Origin of the sequence: Streptomyces sp. NBC_00986 (genome assembly GCF_045162565.1) — a bacterium.
Taxonomy (GTDB): domain Bacteria; phylum Actinomycetota; class Actinomycetes; order Streptomycetales; family Streptomycetaceae; genus Streptomyces.
Window position 1 is genome coordinate 914,799 of record NZ_CP108733.1, and the last position, 16,151, is coordinate 930,949.

A 16,151-nucleotide genomic window follows, 5' to 3' on the forward strand; every position below is an offset into this window, starting at 1 on the left:
CACCACGTCCTCGTCGAAGGGCGAGGCTCCGCTCCCGCTCGCGGTGACACCAACCGGTGGTAACCGCCGGAGACGTCACGCAGTTGCTCCCTCCGCTCGACAAAATCGCCGCCGTGGCCGGAGTCGTCGGCCGACCACGGCGGCGATGGGACGCGTTGTTGGCAGACCGCGACCACGACACCTACCGGATACCGCCCGCTGATCGAGAGCCTGCTGCCGACCTGCCTCCCGGCCAACAGGCCCTGTCCACAGCCGACTCCCTCGCAGCCGCCCGCCCACCACACCGAAAGAGGAACCATCCGTGAGTACAGCGCCACACTCGTCGATTCGCCCGGGCCAGTTCTGGTACGACACGACCGGCCACCGCATCCAGGCGCACGGCGGGTCGATCACGTACGTCGACGGAACGTTCTACTGGTACGGAGAGAACAAGGAGAAGACGAAACCCGGAAGCGGCATCTGGCACTGGGGAATCCGCTGCTACGCCTCCACCGACCTCTACAACTGGGAGGACCGGGGACTCATCATCCCGCCCGAGCCGGGCGACCCGAAGTCTCCTCTCCACCCGGCCCAGCAGGTCGACCGGCCCCACATCATCTACAACGCCGCGACCAAGCAGTACGTGTGCTGGATCAAGATCATGGGTGAGGGACACACACAAGAGAGCACCGTCCTCGTCGCCGACGACTTCCTCGGCCCCTACCGTGTCGTCCGCACGGGGCTCCGCCCCCTCGGGATGAACGCCGGCGACTTCGACCTCGCCGTCCATCCCGACGACGGCAAGGCGTACTACTACTTCGAGCGCGTACACAGTGAGCTGATCTGCGCCGACCTGACCGAGGACTACACCGACGTCACCGGCTACTACTCGACCCACTTCCCGCACCCGCACCCACCGTACGTCCGTGAGGCGCCGGCCTACTTCACGCGCAACGGACTGCACTACCTGATCACTTCGGGCACAACCGGCTACGCCCCCAACCGGTCGGAGGTTGCCGTCGCGCGGACCTTCCACGGCCCGTGGACCGTGCTGGGCGACCCACACCCCCACGATGCCTCCGGGACCTCGTACCGCTCCCAGATCAGCTCGGTGTTCAAGCATCCGCACAAGAAGGACCTCTACATCGCCCTGGCCGACAGGTGGCTGCCCCACCTGGCACCCGAGCTGGCCGAGCCGATCCAGGAAGAAATGCGCAGGCGCTTCTCCGGCGATGAGCCGGAGGATGCCTCCGACACCCCTGTCGCACTCCCCCCGGAACTGCTCGACCCCGACACGTCGATCGCGGACTATGTCTGGCTGCCCCTCCGCTTCGAAGGAGAGACGGCCTTCGTGGACTGGCACGACGAATGGCGGATCGAGGACTACGACTGACTGACACCTCAGGAACTCATCATTCCCGCGGCCGGGGACGAGCGGTCTGGACAGCGGACGTCGTCCGGATCGGTACGGCGATCGTCACGCGGCGGCCACTGATGGTCGACGCCTCGGCGTCTGGCGGCACGGGTACCTCGTCGACCTCGTCTCGGCCATGCTCCGGGTGGCCGGGATCATCCGGTTCGTCGTCGACGGGAGCGGTACCCTCCGGCACGCCGACGGTCGGGCCCTCCCAACACCCGCGCGTGAAGAATGAGTTGCCTGACATGACAGCTGCCTGCCGAGCAGCCTCCGCGGTGGTACAGAAGATCCACAAGGTGTACGTACGTGACCTTCCCGGCGCCTTCTTGTGGGGTTCAGCGACCGCCGCTCACCAGGTCGAGGGCAATAACATCGCCCGTGGCTTCTGGGCGTTGAAGCATGCCCGGGTCTCGCGGTTCGCGGAGCCGAGCGGTGACGCCTGCGACCACTTCCGGCTCTACCGCCAGGATCTAGCCCTGCTCAAGATCTGGGCCTCACCAGCTACCGCTTTTCCATCGAGTGGGCGCGGATCAGGCCGAGGACGGCCTCGTCTCCAGGTCGGCGATCGAGCACTACCGGGACGTGCTGGAGGCGTGCCACGAGTTCGGCATCACGCCCATGGTGACGCTGCACCACTTCAGCAGCCCGCACCGGCTGATGAAGCTGGGCGGTTGGGAGTACGAGGGCACGCCGCGGTTCGCGGCCTACTGCCGCCTGGTCATGACCGAATTGGGTTCGCTGATTCCGTACATGGCCACGATCAACGAGGCCAAAATCACGGGCCTCACGCGCCGGATGATCGAGGACATGACCGGTGCGAAGGCCTCGCAGTCCCCTGGGGCCGAGCAGGCGCCGGTCGGGACCGCCAGCGTAGACCGCAGGGGTGAGCGAGTGGTCGGCGGGCCGCCGCGGACGCCCTGGGGACTACGCCCGACAAGGTGAACATCTTCCTGCTCACCTGGGCCGACACCGGCCTGGGCCTGGGCAAGCGAGCACGCGTGGCGGCGCGCCGCGCGATCAGGGAAGTCTGTCCATCCGCCCAGGTGAGCCTCACCCTCCCGCTGCAGGACGTGTAGGCGGAACCGGGCGGCGAGAATGCCGCCCCCCGAGCACCCGCAGCCGGACCCGGTCAAAGAAGTTCTGCCCGAAGTCGACCCGCGTCCGACCGGAGGGCGACATCGTGACCGCGACGGCCGCAAGCACCTCGGTGACGCGCACTTGCGGCCCGTCCGGTACGACCAAGCGGGACAGGCCCTCGTCGAGTATGTCGACGGGCTGCCGCTGCGACGCCGAGGTGGCGCGAGGCGAAAGTCGCTGCGCTGACCGTCGTAGAGGTCGTCGTCGAGCACGGCGTTGTCCTGGGCGCTCCACGAGCCGTCGGTGACCAGGCGATTTCAGGTCACCCGGCTACGGAGAAGTCCGACAGGGGAACAAAAGCGGCGCCGACGGCGGAGCGCGGCTTACGGGCAAGGGCAGCGAACCGGTTCCCCATCATTTCGTAGCCCTCCGAATCCGGGTGGACGTTGTCGAAGAGGTGGTGCTGATCAGGCTCGCCCAGCAGTTCGCGGCCGTCGAGCAGGTACAGGTTGGAGTCGGCCAAGGCGCGCCGGCGCACGGTGTCCTCGACGAGCTGACGCACTGCGCCGAGGGTCAGGGCGCCCATCGCGGTGTCCCTTGGAGCGGTGGTCGCGACGAAGGCGCTGGTTACGGGGTCGAACACGGTCGGGCCGGGGGCGTACTCATGGATTCCGCAATAGACGGGAGAAATCACTAGTAGCGGTGTCGTGGGGTGCCCGTCGCGAATGGTGTCGAGGAATCCGTGCAGCGCAGGGACGAAGCTGCGTCGCGTGAACGCGTCACCGTTGACGATGTTGATACCCAGCTTGACGCTGATGACGTCAGCGCTGCTGTCCCGGATGGTCCGGGCCACGAACGGATCGAGCAGCGAGTGGCCTGCCAGACCCAGATCCAGCAGATCCAGACCGAGTTGCCGTGACGCGACCACCGGCCACACCTGAAGCGGCCCGACGGCGGCCTGGCAGTGACTGATGGAGCTGCCGTGATGCAGCCAGCGCGGACCGCGCGGACCGGCGTACGGCAGGATCTCGGCGTCGGCACGCAGCCCGAGGATATCGACGGCACTGTTGTGCGGCAGCCACAGTTCGGCCCGCCTCGGACGATGGGCATGCGCCCCGGGCAGTCTCAGCGTGATGGTGAAGGGTGTTCCCTGCGACGCTCTTCCACTCGGGCTCCCGTCACTTCCGAGGTAGACCACCGTCCCTCCGGTCACGGCAACACTGTCGAGGAGGTCCTCCCCGCTTGTCAGCGCGAACACGGACTTCCGCGACAGCGCGTCGCTCTCCGGCCACACATGGCAGGTGACATTGGCCCGCAACTCCACGACTGACGCTGTCGTGACGAAGTCCAGCCGTACACCCGCCGTCTGGTCGGCGACGACCCGCGGAGCGTCGTCGACCATCTGGGCGGAGGTCCAGGCCGGCAGGCGCCGCGGCATGAGACCACTACCGGTCCGCTCGACCTCGGCCGCGCCGACAACGAGTCGTTCCAGCACAGCCTGCGGAACAGAACGCAATTCCTTCATGGTCAACCGCCAATCATGTGCGAGTGGTACGGAACAGCAGGGGGTGGTGGCTTGGCCCAGGAATGCGCGCCTCAGCGGGATGGGACGCGATGGGCGACTGCGGCGCTCGTGGGACCCCAGGGGCAGTTCAGGGAAAGCAGGTCCCGGGGATCCTGAGTTCGTTGACCGGTGTCGACTCGACTTCTCCGCCCTTGGGTGCGAGTCCGTAAGGGTTCGCGGTGAGTGCGCTCGCCTCAGGCGTGGTGAGGTACTCGACGAACTTCTTCCGTTTTCGACGTTCTTCGACTTGGCAGTGACGCCCCCTGTCCGTAGCGCCGCAAGACCGCTTGATCTCCGATTTCGCTGGCATAGCTTGCTATTTCTGGGAGTTTTGATTCATGTACGCGTTTCCGAATTTTCCCAAAGGATCAAAGTTTTCATTGATCCTGCGAAGGTTCCTGAGTTCGGTTGCGGCGGAAAAGGAAACCAACGCGTTTCTGCCACCCTGAGGTTCAACTGCGGGGCGGCGCAAGCCGTCAGGGGGTCGCCATGCCCCGCAACATCCGTGCTGCATTTCTTCGCCGTTGCTCCGGGTGAATTTCAGACGGAGGTGGGGCAGGTGTTCGCTCCGCGGTCCGGTAACACATCACTGCCGGGTGCGATGTGGTGTCGCCCATGGATCACATGGTCAGGGTGTCCCTGGCCGCGCCCGTGCCAAATCCGGCGGGGGCGCCCTGGCCAGGCCCCGAGTTCGCCTCCCGGCCGCGGCCACAGTCAGCGGCTGACGGTGCTGCCGTGACGTTGAGACAGGCGGACTGGCGAGGTCTGGCGGCATATCGGGGTAGTGCGCATCTTGCGACTCCTTGCGCGCGGGCTGGCGCGGGTGGTGACCTACGTCAGACCACGGTGTGGAGGCGGTCGCCGTCGGAGATGACATCGGCGGTCAGACGCAGATCTCGGCTGGAGCGTCCGACGTGGAGTCGGTAGCGGCCGGCCGGTGTGCGCCAGTCGCGCAGGTCGGTGTCCCAGATCTGGAAGGCACGAGCAGACAGCTGGACCTGGGCGGTGACTTGTGCGTCGGCTGCTGCTTGGACGGTGGTGAAGCCGGCAAGCAGACGGACGGGACGGTCGGGGCCGTCCTGGGGCGGCTCCACGTAGACCTGGACGACCTCGCGACCCGCACGGGGACCGGTGTTGGTCAGCTCCACGGCCAGTTGGAGTCCGTCTCCGCCTGCAGGCCCGGTCAGGTGGGCGGCGGAGACGGACGGATAGGGGGTGGTGACGGAGTCGTATGTCCACCGGGTCCAGCCGAGGCCGTGCCCGAACGGGAAGGCGGGGGTAAGTTCCTGCCGGTCCCAGGCCCGGTGGCCGATGTGGACGCCTTCGGTGTAGGTGACGATGCCGTCGTGCGGCCGGGCGTCGGGGACAGGAACATCCTCCGCCCTGGCGGGAAGAGTCCAGGGCAGGCGGCCGGCTGGCTCGGACCGGCCCAGCAGGACGTCGGCCAGCGCGTGCCCTGCCTCCTGGCCCGGCAGCCACGCCCACAGCAGGGCGGGCACCTCGTCGGCCCAGGGCAGCAGCACGGGGGCACCCGCGTTGACCACGACCACAGTCCGCGGATTGGCGGCGATCACCTTGCGCACCAACTCGTCCTGGTAGCCGGGGAGCTCAAGTCCTGCACGGTCCCAGCCCTCCGACTCGCTCTCCTCGTTGGTGCCCACCACGACCACGGCGACATCGGCCGCCCCGGCCGCGGCGGCGGCTTCGGCGATCTCCTCGTACGGCGTGGGGCCGGGCACGGTGTGTCGTAGCTGCGCGGTGACGAAGCGGTCGTAGCCGCCGGGCTCGACCACGGTGAGGTCGATGCCGATCGCGATCCTGCGGGGCGTCTCGGGCCCCACCTGCACGTCGATCCACTGCAGCGGGGGGTAGTGGTGGAGGGATTGCAGAACCAGCTCAACCCCCCGGTCGTCGTCACCCGCGAAGACCTGCTCACCGTCCACGGTCACCAGGAAGCGTCCTGTGCACCCGAACTCCAAGCGGTGAATCCCGGGCTCGGACAGCGTCAGTTCAGTGCGGAGCACCACCCGGTCCGTCGCCGGGCCGAAGTTCTCGTACGTCGTCCAGTCGGCGCTCGTGCGGACCTCGCCGCCGATCCGGTTCCCGTCGACGTCCAAGTGGTCGGCGCGCACTCCCGCCGTGCCGGTGTCGGGGTCGGTGAGCAGCTCGCTGGAGGCGAAGGGCGGCCGGCGTCGGGAGTCGCCACCCCTGTGCACCGTCAGGCGTACGCCCTCGGGCAGTGCTGCGCGCAGGCCGTCCTCGAAGGTCACCGTGCGCGCCGCCGGAACGAACGCGCTGCCGCCTCCTTGGAGATATGGCGCCACCGCGTTCGGGCCGATCAGCGCGACGCTGCTGATGCTGTTCGGCTGAAGCGGCAGCAGTCCCGCCTCATCACGCAGCAGCACGGTGCCGCGCACGGCGACCTCCCGCAGCAGTGCGAACTCCTCGGGCGCGAGGGCCGAGGCGCCGGAACCCTCAACCTGCGCCGACAGGTAGGGGCCTTCGGTAGGCTCCAGAGCGGATTCCTGCTCGGGCAGGCCGAGTCGGCCGGTGTTCCGGGCCAGGCGCAGCAGCCGCAGCACCTTGTCGTCGATGATCTGCTCGTCCACCTCGCCCGCGCGGACCGCCGCAACGAGAGCTTCTCCCCACGGGCCCTCGGGTCCCGGCATCACGAGGTCGAGTCCGCCGACCGCCGAGGCCACGGTGGATCTGGTGGCGGCCCAGTCACTGACAACGGGCCCAGTGAAGCCCCACTCCTCCTTGAGAACACCCCACAGCAGCCGCACGTGTTCGCTCATCGGCGCCGACTCCTGCCCGTCGTCGACCCCCGAGTAGGCGGCCATCACACTCCACGGTCCGGCCTCCGCGAGGGCCTGCTCGAATGGGGCCAGATAGACCTCGCGCAGCGTGCGCTCGTCCAGACGGGATCGGTAGCTGGTGCGGTCGGTCTCCGAGTCGTTGGCCACGAAGTGTTTGAGGCACGCGGCCACCCCACAGGCCTGCAGACCGCGAACGATGGCGGCAGCCAGGGTGCCCGTGAGCAGCGGGTCCTCGGAGAGGTACTCGAAGTGCCGCCCAGCGACGGGGGTGCGCTGCAGATTCACCGCGGGCGCGAGCAGCACATCGACGCCCTTGCGACGCGCTTCCGTGGCGAACAGGTCCGCCAGCCGCTCAGCCAGCTCCGCATCCCAGGTGGCCGCCAGGGCGCTGGGGGCCGGGGCGAGCAGTCCAGTGGCCTCCGGGTCGGCTCCGGTCCCCCGTACCCCCTGCGGGCCGTCGGACATCGTCACCGGGAGAAGCCCGAGCCGGGGCTCGGCCGGCAGCGTCCACAGGTCGGCGCCGGTCAACAGCCGCACCTTGGACTCGAGGTCGAGTCCGCCGATGCGGCGGCTCAGCTCGGCGTCGTCAGGCAGGGAAACGGAGGTCATACGGGTCCTTCCAGGCCGCTTGCCGCGGCATGAACATCAGCGGCATGAATCAGGCGGAACGGAAGCATGAAAGCACACTTACTAAGTGCTTAGTAAGTACTCGTCCAGAACTTATTTTAAGGCTTGTATCGCATAGGTGACGACTGATCGACAGCCCCGTAGACTCCCCCCGGTGAACGTCAGGAAGGCAAGTGACCCGCAGCCCCGCACCGCAAGGAGCCCCAGAGCCCAGCAGCGAAGGGAGGAGATCCTGCACATCGCAATGGACACCTTCGCGGCCCGCGGCTACAACAACGCATCACTCGCCGAGATCGCCGACCGCGCCGGAGTCACCCAGGCCGGCGTCCTGCACTACTTCCGCTCCAAGACACTGCTGCTCACCAGCGTCCTGGAACTGCGCGACAAGACCGACATCGAAGAACTCGGCAGCGAGCGCCCCCGCGGCCTGGCCTTCCTGCGCCACCTGGTCGACACCGCGCGCCACAACGCCGAACGCGAAGGCATCGTGCGGCTGTACGCCGTGCTTTCCGCGGAAAGCACCACCGACGGCCACCCAGCCCAGGAGTACTTCCGCAGTCGGTACCAGAGCCTGCGTGCCCAGGTCGTCGCCGCGCTGACAGAAGCGTCCGAACTCGGCGAAACCCGCGCCGACTTGAACCTCGACGACGCGGCCAACGCCATCGTCGCCGTCATGGACGGGCTCCAGGTCCAATGGCTGCTCGCCCCTGACGCCGTCGACATGGCCGCTGCCACCGACCGCGTCATCTCCGCACTCCTGATAGGCCTCACCCACAAACAGGACTGACCCCCCGCAGCGACATCACGTTGGCCACGCCGTGTACATCGGCACGGCGGCGGTCGACGTCGTTGAGCTACGGCAGCAAACCCGGAAAGCACCAGAACCTCGATACGCGAACGCCGGCCGGCCTGGCCCGGTGGTGTGCCCCGGCCTGACGGCGACCACGATGGTGAACCGTGACCGCAGCGGTCCCACCAGGCTGTTGCACGGCGGGACCGCTGCGGTCACGTCGTCGTCATGACCTGGTGACGACGACTTCGTAGGTGGGTGAGGTGGCCGAGAACCCGATGTCGAAGTGCCCCTTCACGGCGGCAAGGCGGTTCCCGAAGAGCACCGCTGTGGCCGGAACGGCGGAGGCCGGCCTGGTGATCGGAAGCGGGCAATCTTGTTGTCGTGGTTCCGTACCGCCCACAGCCGGTGGCCGTCGAGCACGAGACCGCCGACGTTGGGTGCCTCGCCGACTGACAGAGGTTGAAGCGCCTGGCCAGGCAGTAGGCGCAGACCCTGCAGACATCCGTCTCGCGATGGCCGCGACTACGGCCAGGCTGCCGGAACTCTGTGCAGCGGAGATGGCCTAATCCGCTGTGCTGCGGGCTAGCCGGTTGGCGTGGCTCCGCGATCGTCTATGGCAGGAGTGCGATCTTGCCGCCGACGTGTCCCGTACGGCTCAGGTCGAGTGCGACAGCTGCCTCTGCGAGGGGGTAGGTGCGCCAGATCGGGACCTGCAGTCGTCCCTCTTCGATCAGGGCGAGGATGTCGTGCAGGGCCTGGACCGTGTTCCCGCTCGCGCCGTCCGTGTGGACCTGGACACCCAGGTCGCCGGCGTCGAAGGCCAGGAGGGTGAGGACCCGCCCTGGGCCTCCCGCGAGGTCGATGGACACCGGGATCTCTCCCCGGCCGGAGGCGTCGAGAACGGCGTCGACTCCTTCGGGGGCGATCGCCCGTACGCGGTCGGCGAGGCCCTCTCCGTACACCACGGGGATTACACCGAGCGAGCGCAGGCGTTCGTGGTTGTCCTGGCTCGCGGTGCCGATCACGCGCGCGCCCCGGGCCACGGCGAGCTGGGCGGCGAACACGCCCACGCCACCGGAAGCGGCATGGATCAGAAGGGTCTCGCCCTGGATGACCTTGAGGCGTTCGAGGACCGTCCACGCGGTTCCGCCGGAACCCGCGAGCGTGCCGGCCACCTCCCAGGGAAGGCCGGCCGGCTTGGCGACCAGTGAGTCGGCGTCGGCGACCGCGGCCTCGGCGTAGGCAGGCGTGAGCGAGGTCCCGAGAACCTCGTCGCCGACGGCGAAGGCGGTCACCCCCTCCCCGACCTGGTCCACCACACCCGCGATGTCGGACCCGAGGCCCGCAGGGAGATCGAGGGGCATCACCTGGCTCATGAATCCCTGCATGACTTTCCAGTCGAACGGGTTGACACCTGCCGCCCTAACTGCGAGCCGCACCTGCCCGGAGCCCGGGACGGGCGCCGGAACATCCACAACGCGCAGCACTTCACTGGTTCCGTACTCGGAGAACTGCACCGCAAGGGACATTTTGCTCAGCTCCATATTCTTGCCGTGCGCTTGCAGTCCGCTTGCACGCCGGTGGTGTCGCACTGGCGCACACGAGAGTGATATTTCGCGGCCCACAACGCGCCCTGTAACGCCGCCAAAAGGCGTCGTCCACTAGGAAGCTACCTAGTGGATACTGGTTACTTCAAAGATCCTTTAGTATCCTTTGGAAACCATGACGTCCAAGAATGATCTCGACCCCTGCTGCCCGGCCCGGTTGGTACTCGACCGCATCGGCGACAAATGGTCGGTGCTGATCGTGCTGATGCTGAGCGACGGGCCTCGGCGGTTCAACGAGCTGCGCGAAGCGATCCATCACGTGACGCCCAAGGTCCTCACTTACACACTGCGTGGAATGGAACGCGACGGCCTGATCACCCGGACGGTCTTCGCCGAGGTCCCGCCCCGCGTGGACTACGAACTGACCCCACTGGGCCACTCCCTGCGGCCTGCCGTCGAGCTGATCACCGAGTGGGCTGACACGCACGTGGACGAGGTTCTGACCCTCCGCAAGGCCCACGACGCCCACTCCACAGAGACAACCGCGCCCTAGGTCCGCCCTCCGGCTCTCTCCCCGGGGCCCCGTACTTGGCCAGCACGGTCTCCGAAGGAAACCCAAGGATCGTTGAAGTAACCAGTATCCGGTGGGTACCTTCCTGCCCGGCATGGGTCGTTCGGCGCTCGACCGTTCCGCGTGCCTGTGATCAAAGGCGCGGGCATCGAAAACACAGGGGCAAGGAAGATATGGCCAGCATCTTCGTACGCGTACGGTTCGATGTTCGTGATCAACGACAGGAGGAGTTCGAGAAGTTGGTGTTCGCGCTGCGCCAGCAGGCGAACGACGAGCCCGGCACCAGGAGCTACCGCTGGTTCTCGGCCACGGACGGCAGCTATCTGGTGATCGAGGAGTACGCCGACTCGGCGGCGGCCATGGCACACATGGAGCGGGCCGGGGATCTGTTGGGGCGGTTGACAGAGTGCGCAATGGCGGGAGCCGTGGAGCTCCATGGGCCGATCGGGCCCGAGCTGCGGGAATGGGTGGGGTCTAATCCACCGCCGGCCATGTTCACGGACTTCGTCGGTCAGGATCCCGAAGACCGCGGCTGAGGGATCGCGAAAACGTCGGCCGACCGGGAGAAGGCGTCGTCTCCATGGCCAATGGCGATTGCGCGGTCGGCGACGTGCCGGGACCCAGCGGCGAGGGCGGTGAACTGGATGAGCAGCCTCCGTCCCACCGTTGTCGCAGATCCGCACCGTCGTGATGGTGGACCGGCGAGATGTGGCGGCCGGGTTCAGGGCCGCGGACCGTTCCGCAAATCGGCTCTGGCCAGGTCGAGCGTCTCCTCCCCGCCGAGAAGACAAACCCCTTCATCTGTTCGCCGGAGATGTGACGCGGGATCGAGAGCTCGTGGGGGTCGGTGACCATGTCCATGAGGCACCGTCCGTCGTGCGACAGCGTCTCCCGCAGGTTTCCGCGGATCTGTCCGGGCTTCTCGATGCGGATCAAGTGGATGCCGACCGCAGCGGCGTTGGCGGCCTGGTACACCGGCTCATGGTCGGTCTCGTAGTCGGCCATTCCTCGAGACCATCACTCCAACTTGACCATGCCGACGGTGCAGACGCTGTCTCCACACCACCGAGTGCATCATCGGCCTGCCCAAGGTCTTCGACGCAAGCAGGCGTCTATGGATTCACCCCAATGCCGCCCCGCCAATCAGCTGGCCGAAGTGGTACGCCGACGGCCCCCGGGTGCGCCCAGGTACGAACTGGCAGATGGTGGGAGAGGGAGGCCGAACTGGCACGCCCACATCACACGTACCCCCTGCGGGACAACAGCGGGTGCGCGGCGAACCGCCGCTGGTCAGCCGTGGCCGTACAACGACAACTCCGGTCCCTGCGGCGGGTGATACCGGCGGCGACCAGCGCCCAACCCGTCCCCGAACCCTTTGCCCCGGCAAGAACATGGAGCTGAAGAAAATGCCCCTCGCAGTGCAGTTCTCTGAGTATGGCGGCAGCGATGTTCTGCGCGTCGTGGACGTTCCGGCGCCCGTCCCGGGCTCCGGGCAGGTGCGGCTCGCAGTTAGGGCGGCAGGTGTCAACCCGTTCGACTGGAAAGTCATGCAGGGATTCATGAGCCAGGTGATGCCCCTCGATCTCCCTGCGGGCCTCGGGTCCGACATCGCGGGTGTGGTGGACCAGGTCGGGGAGGGGGTGACCGCCTTCGCCGTCGGCGACGAGGTTCTCGGGACCTCGCTCACGCCTGCCTACGCCGAGGCCGCGGTCGCCGACGCCGACTCACTGGTCGCCAAGCCGGCCGGCCTTCCCTGGGAGGTGGCCGGCACGCTCGCGGGTTCCGGCGGAACCGCGTGGACGGTCCTCGAACGCCTCAAGGTCATCCAGGGCGAGACCCTTCTGATCCATGCCGCTTCCGGTGGCGTGGGCGTGTTCGCCGCCCAGCTCGCCGTGGCCCGGGGCGCGCGCGTGATCGGCACCGCGAGCCAGGACAACCACGAACGCCTGCGCTCGCTCGGTGTAATCCCCGTGGTGTACGGAGAGGGCCTCGCCGACCGCGTACGGGCGATCGCCCCCGAAGGAGTCGACGCCGTTCTCGACGCCTCCGGCCGGGGAGAGATCCCGGTGTCCATCGACCTCGCGGGAGGCCCAGGGCGGGTCCTCACCCTCCTGGCCTTCGACGCCGGCGACCTGGGTGTCCAGGTCCACACGGACGGCGCGAGCGGGAACACGGTCCAGGCCCTGCACGACATCCTCGCCCTGATCGAAGAGGGACGACTGCAGGTCCCGATCTGGCGCACCTACCCCCTCGCAGAGGCAGCTGTCGCACTCGACCTGAGCCGTACGGGACACGTCGGCGGCAAGATCGCACTCCTGCCCTAGGCGACCTAGGACCCCTCGGTCGGCCTGACGAGGGGTCCTGGCCGGACTTCAGCCCTTGCCGAGCAGGCGCCAGATCTGGTTCTTCTTGGTGCTCAGTACGCTCGCAGCGTCGCAGGTCCACTGGTGGATCAGCGCGCCGGCGGTGGTCGAGACGCCGGTGACGTCGAGGCATTTGCCGCTGATCTCGTTGACGACCGTGTACGTGTTGGCCGTGCCGCTGACCGGCTTGAGGTCGAGCATCTGCTGGTAGCCGCCCTCGCAGTAGTACTGCTGGTACTGCGTGCCGTTGGCGCTGGAGAGGTTGGTGTCGTCCAGGCACTGGCCGCTGTTCTGGCTGACGGCGACCGTGGAGACGGTGGTGTTGGACGGGGGCGTCAGCGTGACGGTGTAGCCGTCCTTGGCGTTCGTCCACGGCAGGCTCACCGAGGCCGCGTTCCCGCTGACGGTGAGGGTGGTGTCGGCGATGGTCTCCGGGCCGGTCACGATGCACCACCTCCCGCGAAAGCACCCGCACCGTGGGCTTTCCCCCACGAGAACTCCGCGACCTGCAACTCCGCGTCCGCACCGAGCAACAGACGCCCGAGTGGAAGACCCGCTACGCGGTCCGCTCCGGGGTGGAGGGCACGGTCAATGAGTTCGCCCACGGACACGGCATACGACGCTGCCGCTACCGAGGACAGGGAAAAGCCCACATCCAGCACGTCCTGACGGCCATCGCCGTCAACATCGAGCCCCTCAGCAGACTGCCGCCGACCAAAGAAGCACTCACACCCCGCCGGCCGACTGCCGTCCAGAACTACCTCGACCAGCGCGAGATACCCCGGCCGAAGTCCTGGCGAACCCTGGGCAGTTGAACTCGGTAACTCCAAGATCCCCGACTGTCACGTTAGGCGACGGACGGCACTACGAACTCACGCCGCCCACCGCTCGGGCCGCTTGACAGACGGCATTAGGAATCAGTGACCGGGCTGAAGAGTCTCCCTGACAACGCGCGCTGAACTGGGCATTTCCCACTCCGCCGAGCGGGCCCTGCAAGAGCCCTAGCCCCGGCTCAGCCGGGGCGGCGCATGGGCTGCAGACGCACGGGCACCGTCCGGTGCCCATTGACGATGAGGCTCGCCACGGGTTCAAGCTCCTCGGGCGGTACGGCAAGGGTCATCTCCGGGAAGCTCTCGAACAGGGCAGGGAGCGCCACTCGTGCTTCGGCGCGGGCCAGCGGAGCGCCGAGGCAGAAATGTGCCCCGTGTCCGAAGGCGAGATGCTCCTTGCTCTCCCTCAAGACGTCGAATGTCCCCGCAGTGGCGCCGTGCAGGTTCGGATGGCGGCCGACTGCTCCGTACGAGGCGAGGATCGCGTCGCCCTGGCGGATCACGAGCCCGTTCGGGAGGGTGAGGTCCTCGACGGCGTACCGAAGCGGCAAGTGGCTGATGGGGGCAGCGAAGCGGAGGGATTCCTCGATCACGTCGTCCCAGGAGGCGCGGCCCGCCCAAACGTGGGCGAGCTGGCCCGAGTTGGTGAGCAGGGCGGTGACGGCCTGGTCGAGGAGGTTGACGGTCGTTTCGTAGCCGGCGCTGATTGCCAGGAGCAGGGTGTCCAGGAGTTCCTGCTCCGTGAGAGCGGAACCGTCGCCTTCGTCGTCGCGCACGTTGATGAGCGTCGACGTGAGGTCCTCGCCGGGCGTGGTCCGCTTGGAGGCGACCAGTTCGGTGAGGATGCCGTACAGGACCACGGTGTTGGCTCGGGCCTCCTCGCTGCTGAGCGTGGTGTCGAAGACTCCGTCGACCACATTCCGGAAGCGGGGAACGACTTCTTCCGGCAGACCCATGAGGTTGCCGATGACCTGGATCGGTAGCGGGAAGGCGAGCGCCTCGCGCAGCTCGACAATTTCGCCGGACTGGGTCCGGGCTAGCTGGTCGATGAGGCGGGCCGTGATCTGTTCGATGCGCGGCACCATTTCGGCGGTACGTCGGGCTGTGAACGCCTTGCTCACCAGGCGCCTCAACCGCCGGTGGTTGTCGCCGTAGGCGGTGAACATGTTGTTCACGCCGACCCAGAGGGCCAACGGCCACTTCTCGGTGATCTCGCCGTTGATGAAGGCGGGCCAGTGCTTGCTCGCGTCCTTGGAGACCCGGTGGTCGTTGAGGAGGCTCCTGAGGGTGGTCGGGTCGCTGACCGACCAGGCCGGAACTCCGAGGATGTCCACGAGTGTGGCGGGGCCGGCGGCGTGGAGGGCGGCTTCTTCGGCCGGGCGGGAGCGGCCAGTGGGGTCCAGGACGAGGGGCAGAGTGCGGTCCATGTCGGAATCTCCCTAGGTCAGAGTAAGGCGCGGCGACGGAGGAAAGTGGACCGGCAGGCCGGTCAGGGAACGGTGGAACGGGCCCGGGCGGTAGGTGAGTTGCGCGGCGGGAACGGCAAGTTCCATCTCGGGGAGGGCGTCGAGGATCTCCTCGATGGCCACCTCGGCGATGAGGTAGGCCAGGGGCTGCGCGGGACAGGTGTGCGGTCCGGCGCTCCAGGTCAGGTGGGAGCGGTTGCCGGCGCGTTGGTCGGAGACGACCGTGGGGTCGTTGTTGCAGGCGGCCATGCTGACGAGGACCGGCTGATGGGCTGGCAGGACGACGCCGTCGACCTCGACCGGGAGCGGGGGATACGACGCGCAGTAGATGGCCAACGGCGGGTCGGCGAAGAGCAGTTCGTCGAGGGCGTCGCGCACGCTGAGGCTCCCCCGCAGCACGCGGCCGGAGTACCGGTCGTCGCTGAGGATCAGCCGCAGGGTGTTCGCGATGGTGTTCTGCTCCGGCTCGATCCCGGCGCCGTACAAGGTGAGCAGTTGGTCCATCAACTCCAGCTCGTCCAGCTTGGCCGGGTGCATCAGGAGGCCGGTGGTGATGTCCATCCCGGGATGGCGGCGTTTGAAGGCGACGAGTTCGCTGAGGGTCTCGGCCAACATGGCATTGCCGGCCTCGGCGTTCACGCCGTCGAAGACCGCGGCCATCCCCTGGGCCACGCGCTGGCCGATCTCCGGGGGACAGCCGAGGATCGCGTTGAGGACCTGGAAGGCAAGGGGCTGTGCGTACTGCGTCAGCAGGTCCGCGTGGCCCTTCTCGCACATCTCGTTGATCAGGGGGATGGCGATCCGCTGCACCATGGCGTGCAGTTCGTGCTGGCGGACGTAGCCGAGGGCGGACGTGTTCGCCGCACGGTAACGATCATGAGCGGGGCCCGAATTGCGCAGCGCGTTGCGGCGGTGCTCCAGCATCGGCCGGACCGGGCAGTGCGCGGAGACGCCCTGTTGCCAGATTCGCGGGTCGGCGGGGAACCGTACCGGGTCGTTGAGGACACGAACTGCGGTCTGATAGCCGATCACCAGCGTGGCAGGCACGTCCGGGTCGAGGTAGACCGGAGCCAGCGTTCCGTACTGCTCCCGCATGTG

At 67.6% G+C, this 16,151-nt stretch carries 15 protein-coding genes and 1 pseudogene; 9 read left to right on the top strand and 7 right to left on the bottom strand.

Annotated elements, in window-relative coordinates:
• Positions 1-301: 301 nt before the first annotated feature.
• From OG504_RS04005 to OG504_RS04020, 4 genes and pseudogenes are all read left to right on the top strand, one after another.
• Positions 302-1,372, top strand: coding sequence for a family 43 glycosylhydrolase (locus OG504_RS04005; protein ID WP_329348990.1), 1,071 nt, complete (start codon positions 302-304; stop codon positions 1,370-1,372).
• A gap of 269 nt (positions 1,373-1,641) precedes the next feature.
• Positions 1,642-1,869 (top strand): annotated as a pseudogene (locus tag OG504_RS04010) (family 1 glycosylhydrolase); the annotation flags it as partial.
• A gap of 46 nt (positions 1,870-1,915) precedes the next feature.
• Entirely contained in the window at positions 1,916-2,338 is a 423-nt protein-coding gene (locus tag OG504_RS04015; protein WP_405988421.1) for a family 1 glycosylhydrolase, read from the top strand.
• Complete coding sequence (locus OG504_RS04020) at positions 2,335-2,472, top strand: hypothetical protein (protein WP_405988422.1); 138 nt, start codon at positions 2,335-2,337, stop codon at positions 2,470-2,472. The genes OG504_RS04015 and OG504_RS04020 overlap by 4 nt, the downstream gene beginning before the upstream one ends.
• Positions 2,473-2,795: 323 nt before the next feature.
• Here the strand turns inward: OG504_RS04020 and OG504_RS04025 are convergent, their stop codons facing one another.
• Positions 2,796-3,998 carry an SGNH/GDSL hydrolase family protein gene (locus OG504_RS04025; protein ID WP_405996244.1) on the bottom strand — a complete coding sequence of 401 codons (1,203 nt, stop codon included), beginning with the start codon at positions 3,996-3,998 and terminating at the stop codon, positions 2,796-2,798.
• 875 nt (positions 3,999-4,873) lie between these two features.
• Positions 4,874-7,465 (bottom strand): beta-glucosidase, encoded by a 2,592-nt coding sequence (locus OG504_RS04030; RefSeq protein ID WP_405988423.1) that lies wholly within the window; start codon positions 7,463-7,465, stop codon positions 4,874-4,876.
• 262 nt (positions 7,466-7,727) lie between these two features.
• Between OG504_RS04030 and OG504_RS04035 the strand changes: the two genes are divergently transcribed.
• Positions 7,728-8,270 carry a TetR family transcriptional regulator gene (locus tag OG504_RS04035; RefSeq protein ID WP_405996245.1) on the top strand — a complete coding sequence of 181 codons (543 nt, stop codon included), beginning with the start codon at positions 7,728-7,730 and terminating at the stop codon, positions 8,268-8,270.
• A 617-nt stretch (positions 8,271-8,887) separates the two neighbouring features.
• Here OG504_RS04035 and OG504_RS04040 read toward each other — a convergent pair.
• Positions 8,888-9,805, bottom strand: coding sequence for an NADP-dependent oxidoreductase (locus OG504_RS04040; protein ID WP_405988424.1), 918 nt, complete (start codon positions 9,803-9,805; stop codon positions 8,888-8,890).
• Between the two features lie 193 nt (positions 9,806-9,998).
• Here OG504_RS04040 and OG504_RS04045 point away from each other — a divergent pair, with 193 nt between their 5' ends.
• Both OG504_RS04045 and OG504_RS04050 read left to right on the top strand, forming a co-directional pair.
• Entirely contained in the window at positions 9,999-10,376 is a 378-nt protein-coding gene (locus OG504_RS04045; RefSeq protein WP_329348995.1) for a helix-turn-helix domain-containing protein, read from the top strand.
• Positions 10,377-10,567: 191 nt separating this feature from the next.
• On the top strand, positions 10,568-10,930 hold the full coding sequence (locus OG504_RS04050; protein ID WP_405988425.1) for a putative quinol monooxygenase: 363 nt from the start codon (positions 10,568-10,570) through the stop codon (positions 10,928-10,930).
• Here OG504_RS04050 and OG504_RS04055 read toward each other — a convergent pair.
• Complete coding sequence (locus tag OG504_RS04055) at positions 10,890-11,399, bottom strand: hypothetical protein (RefSeq protein ID WP_405988426.1); 510 nt, start codon at positions 11,397-11,399, stop codon at positions 10,890-10,892. The genes OG504_RS04050 and OG504_RS04055 overlap by 41 nt on opposite strands.
• Before the next feature lie 401 nt (positions 11,400-11,800).
• Here OG504_RS04055 and OG504_RS04060 point away from each other — a divergent pair, with 401 nt between their 5' ends.
• Positions 11,801-12,718 (top strand): NADP-dependent oxidoreductase, encoded by a 918-nt coding sequence (locus OG504_RS04060; RefSeq protein ID WP_405988427.1) that lies wholly within the window; start codon positions 11,801-11,803, stop codon positions 12,716-12,718.
• Positions 12,719-12,766: 48 nt separating this feature from the next.
• Here the strand turns inward: OG504_RS04060 and OG504_RS04065 are convergent, their stop codons facing one another.
• The gene (locus tag OG504_RS04065) at positions 12,767-13,201 is read right to left on the bottom strand and encodes an RICIN domain-containing protein (RefSeq protein WP_329348999.1); all 435 of its coding nucleotides are present in this window, start codon (positions 13,199-13,201) and stop codon (positions 12,767-12,769) included.
• 32 nt (positions 13,202-13,233) lie between these two features.
• On the opposite strand from OG504_RS04065, the gene OG504_RS04070 reads away from it, so the two are divergent.
• Positions 13,234-13,572 (top strand): transposase, encoded by a 339-nt coding sequence (locus OG504_RS04070; RefSeq protein ID WP_329349000.1) that lies wholly within the window; start codon positions 13,234-13,236, stop codon positions 13,570-13,572.
• A 197-nt stretch (positions 13,573-13,769) separates the two neighbouring features.
• Here OG504_RS04070 and OG504_RS04075 read toward each other — a convergent pair whose 3' ends face one another.
• Positions 13,770-15,014: a cytochrome P450 gene (locus OG504_RS04075; protein ID WP_405988428.1), complete on the bottom strand. Its 1,245-nt coding sequence runs from the start codon at positions 15,012-15,014 to the stop codon at positions 13,770-13,772.
• Positions 15,015-15,026: 12 nt separating this feature from the next.
• Complete coding sequence (locus OG504_RS04080; RefSeq protein ID WP_405988429.1) at positions 15,027-16,148, bottom strand: cytochrome P450; 1,122 nt, start codon at positions 16,146-16,148, stop codon at positions 15,027-15,029.
• Positions 16,149-16,151 lie beyond the last annotated feature (3 nt).

Bases quoted from the DNA above. Each gene is read 5' to 3' on its own strand.
- OG504_RS04075 (WP_405988428.1), bottom strand. From the start codon at position 15,014: ATGGACCGCACTCTGCCCCTCGTCCTGGACCCCACTGGCCGCTCCCGC.
- OG504_RS04050 (WP_405988425.1), top strand. From the start codon at position 10,568: ATGGCCAGCATCTTCGTACGCGTACGGTTCGATGTTCGTGATCAACGA.
- OG504_RS04045 (WP_329348995.1), top strand. From the start codon at position 9,999: ATGACGTCCAAGAATGATCTCGACCCCTGCTGCCCGGCCCGGTTGGTA.
- OG504_RS04040 (WP_405988424.1), bottom strand. From the start codon at position 9,805: ATGTCCCTTGCGGTGCAGTTCTCCGAGTACGGAACCAGTGAAGTGCTG.
- OG504_RS04055 (WP_405988426.1), bottom strand. From the start codon at position 11,399: ATGGCCGACTACGAGACCGACCATGAGCCGGTGTACCAGGCCGCCAAC.
- OG504_RS04030 (WP_405988423.1), bottom strand. From the start codon at position 7,465: ATGACCTCCGTTTCCCTGCCTGACGACGCCGAGCTGAGCCGCCGCATC.
- OG504_RS04080 (WP_405988429.1), bottom strand. From the start codon at position 16,148: ATGCGGGAGCAGTACGGAACGCTGGCTCCGGTCTACCTCGACCCGGAC.
- OG504_RS04025 (WP_405996244.1), bottom strand. From the start codon at position 3,998: ATGAAGGAATTGCGTTCTGTTCCGCAGGCTGTGCTGGAACGACTCGTT.
- OG504_RS04035 (WP_405996245.1), top strand. From the start codon at position 7,728: ATGGACACCTTCGCGGCCCGCGGCTACAACAACGCATCACTCGCCGAG.
- OG504_RS04060 (WP_405988427.1), top strand. From the start codon at position 11,801: ATGCCCCTCGCAGTGCAGTTCTCTGAGTATGGCGGCAGCGATGTTCTG.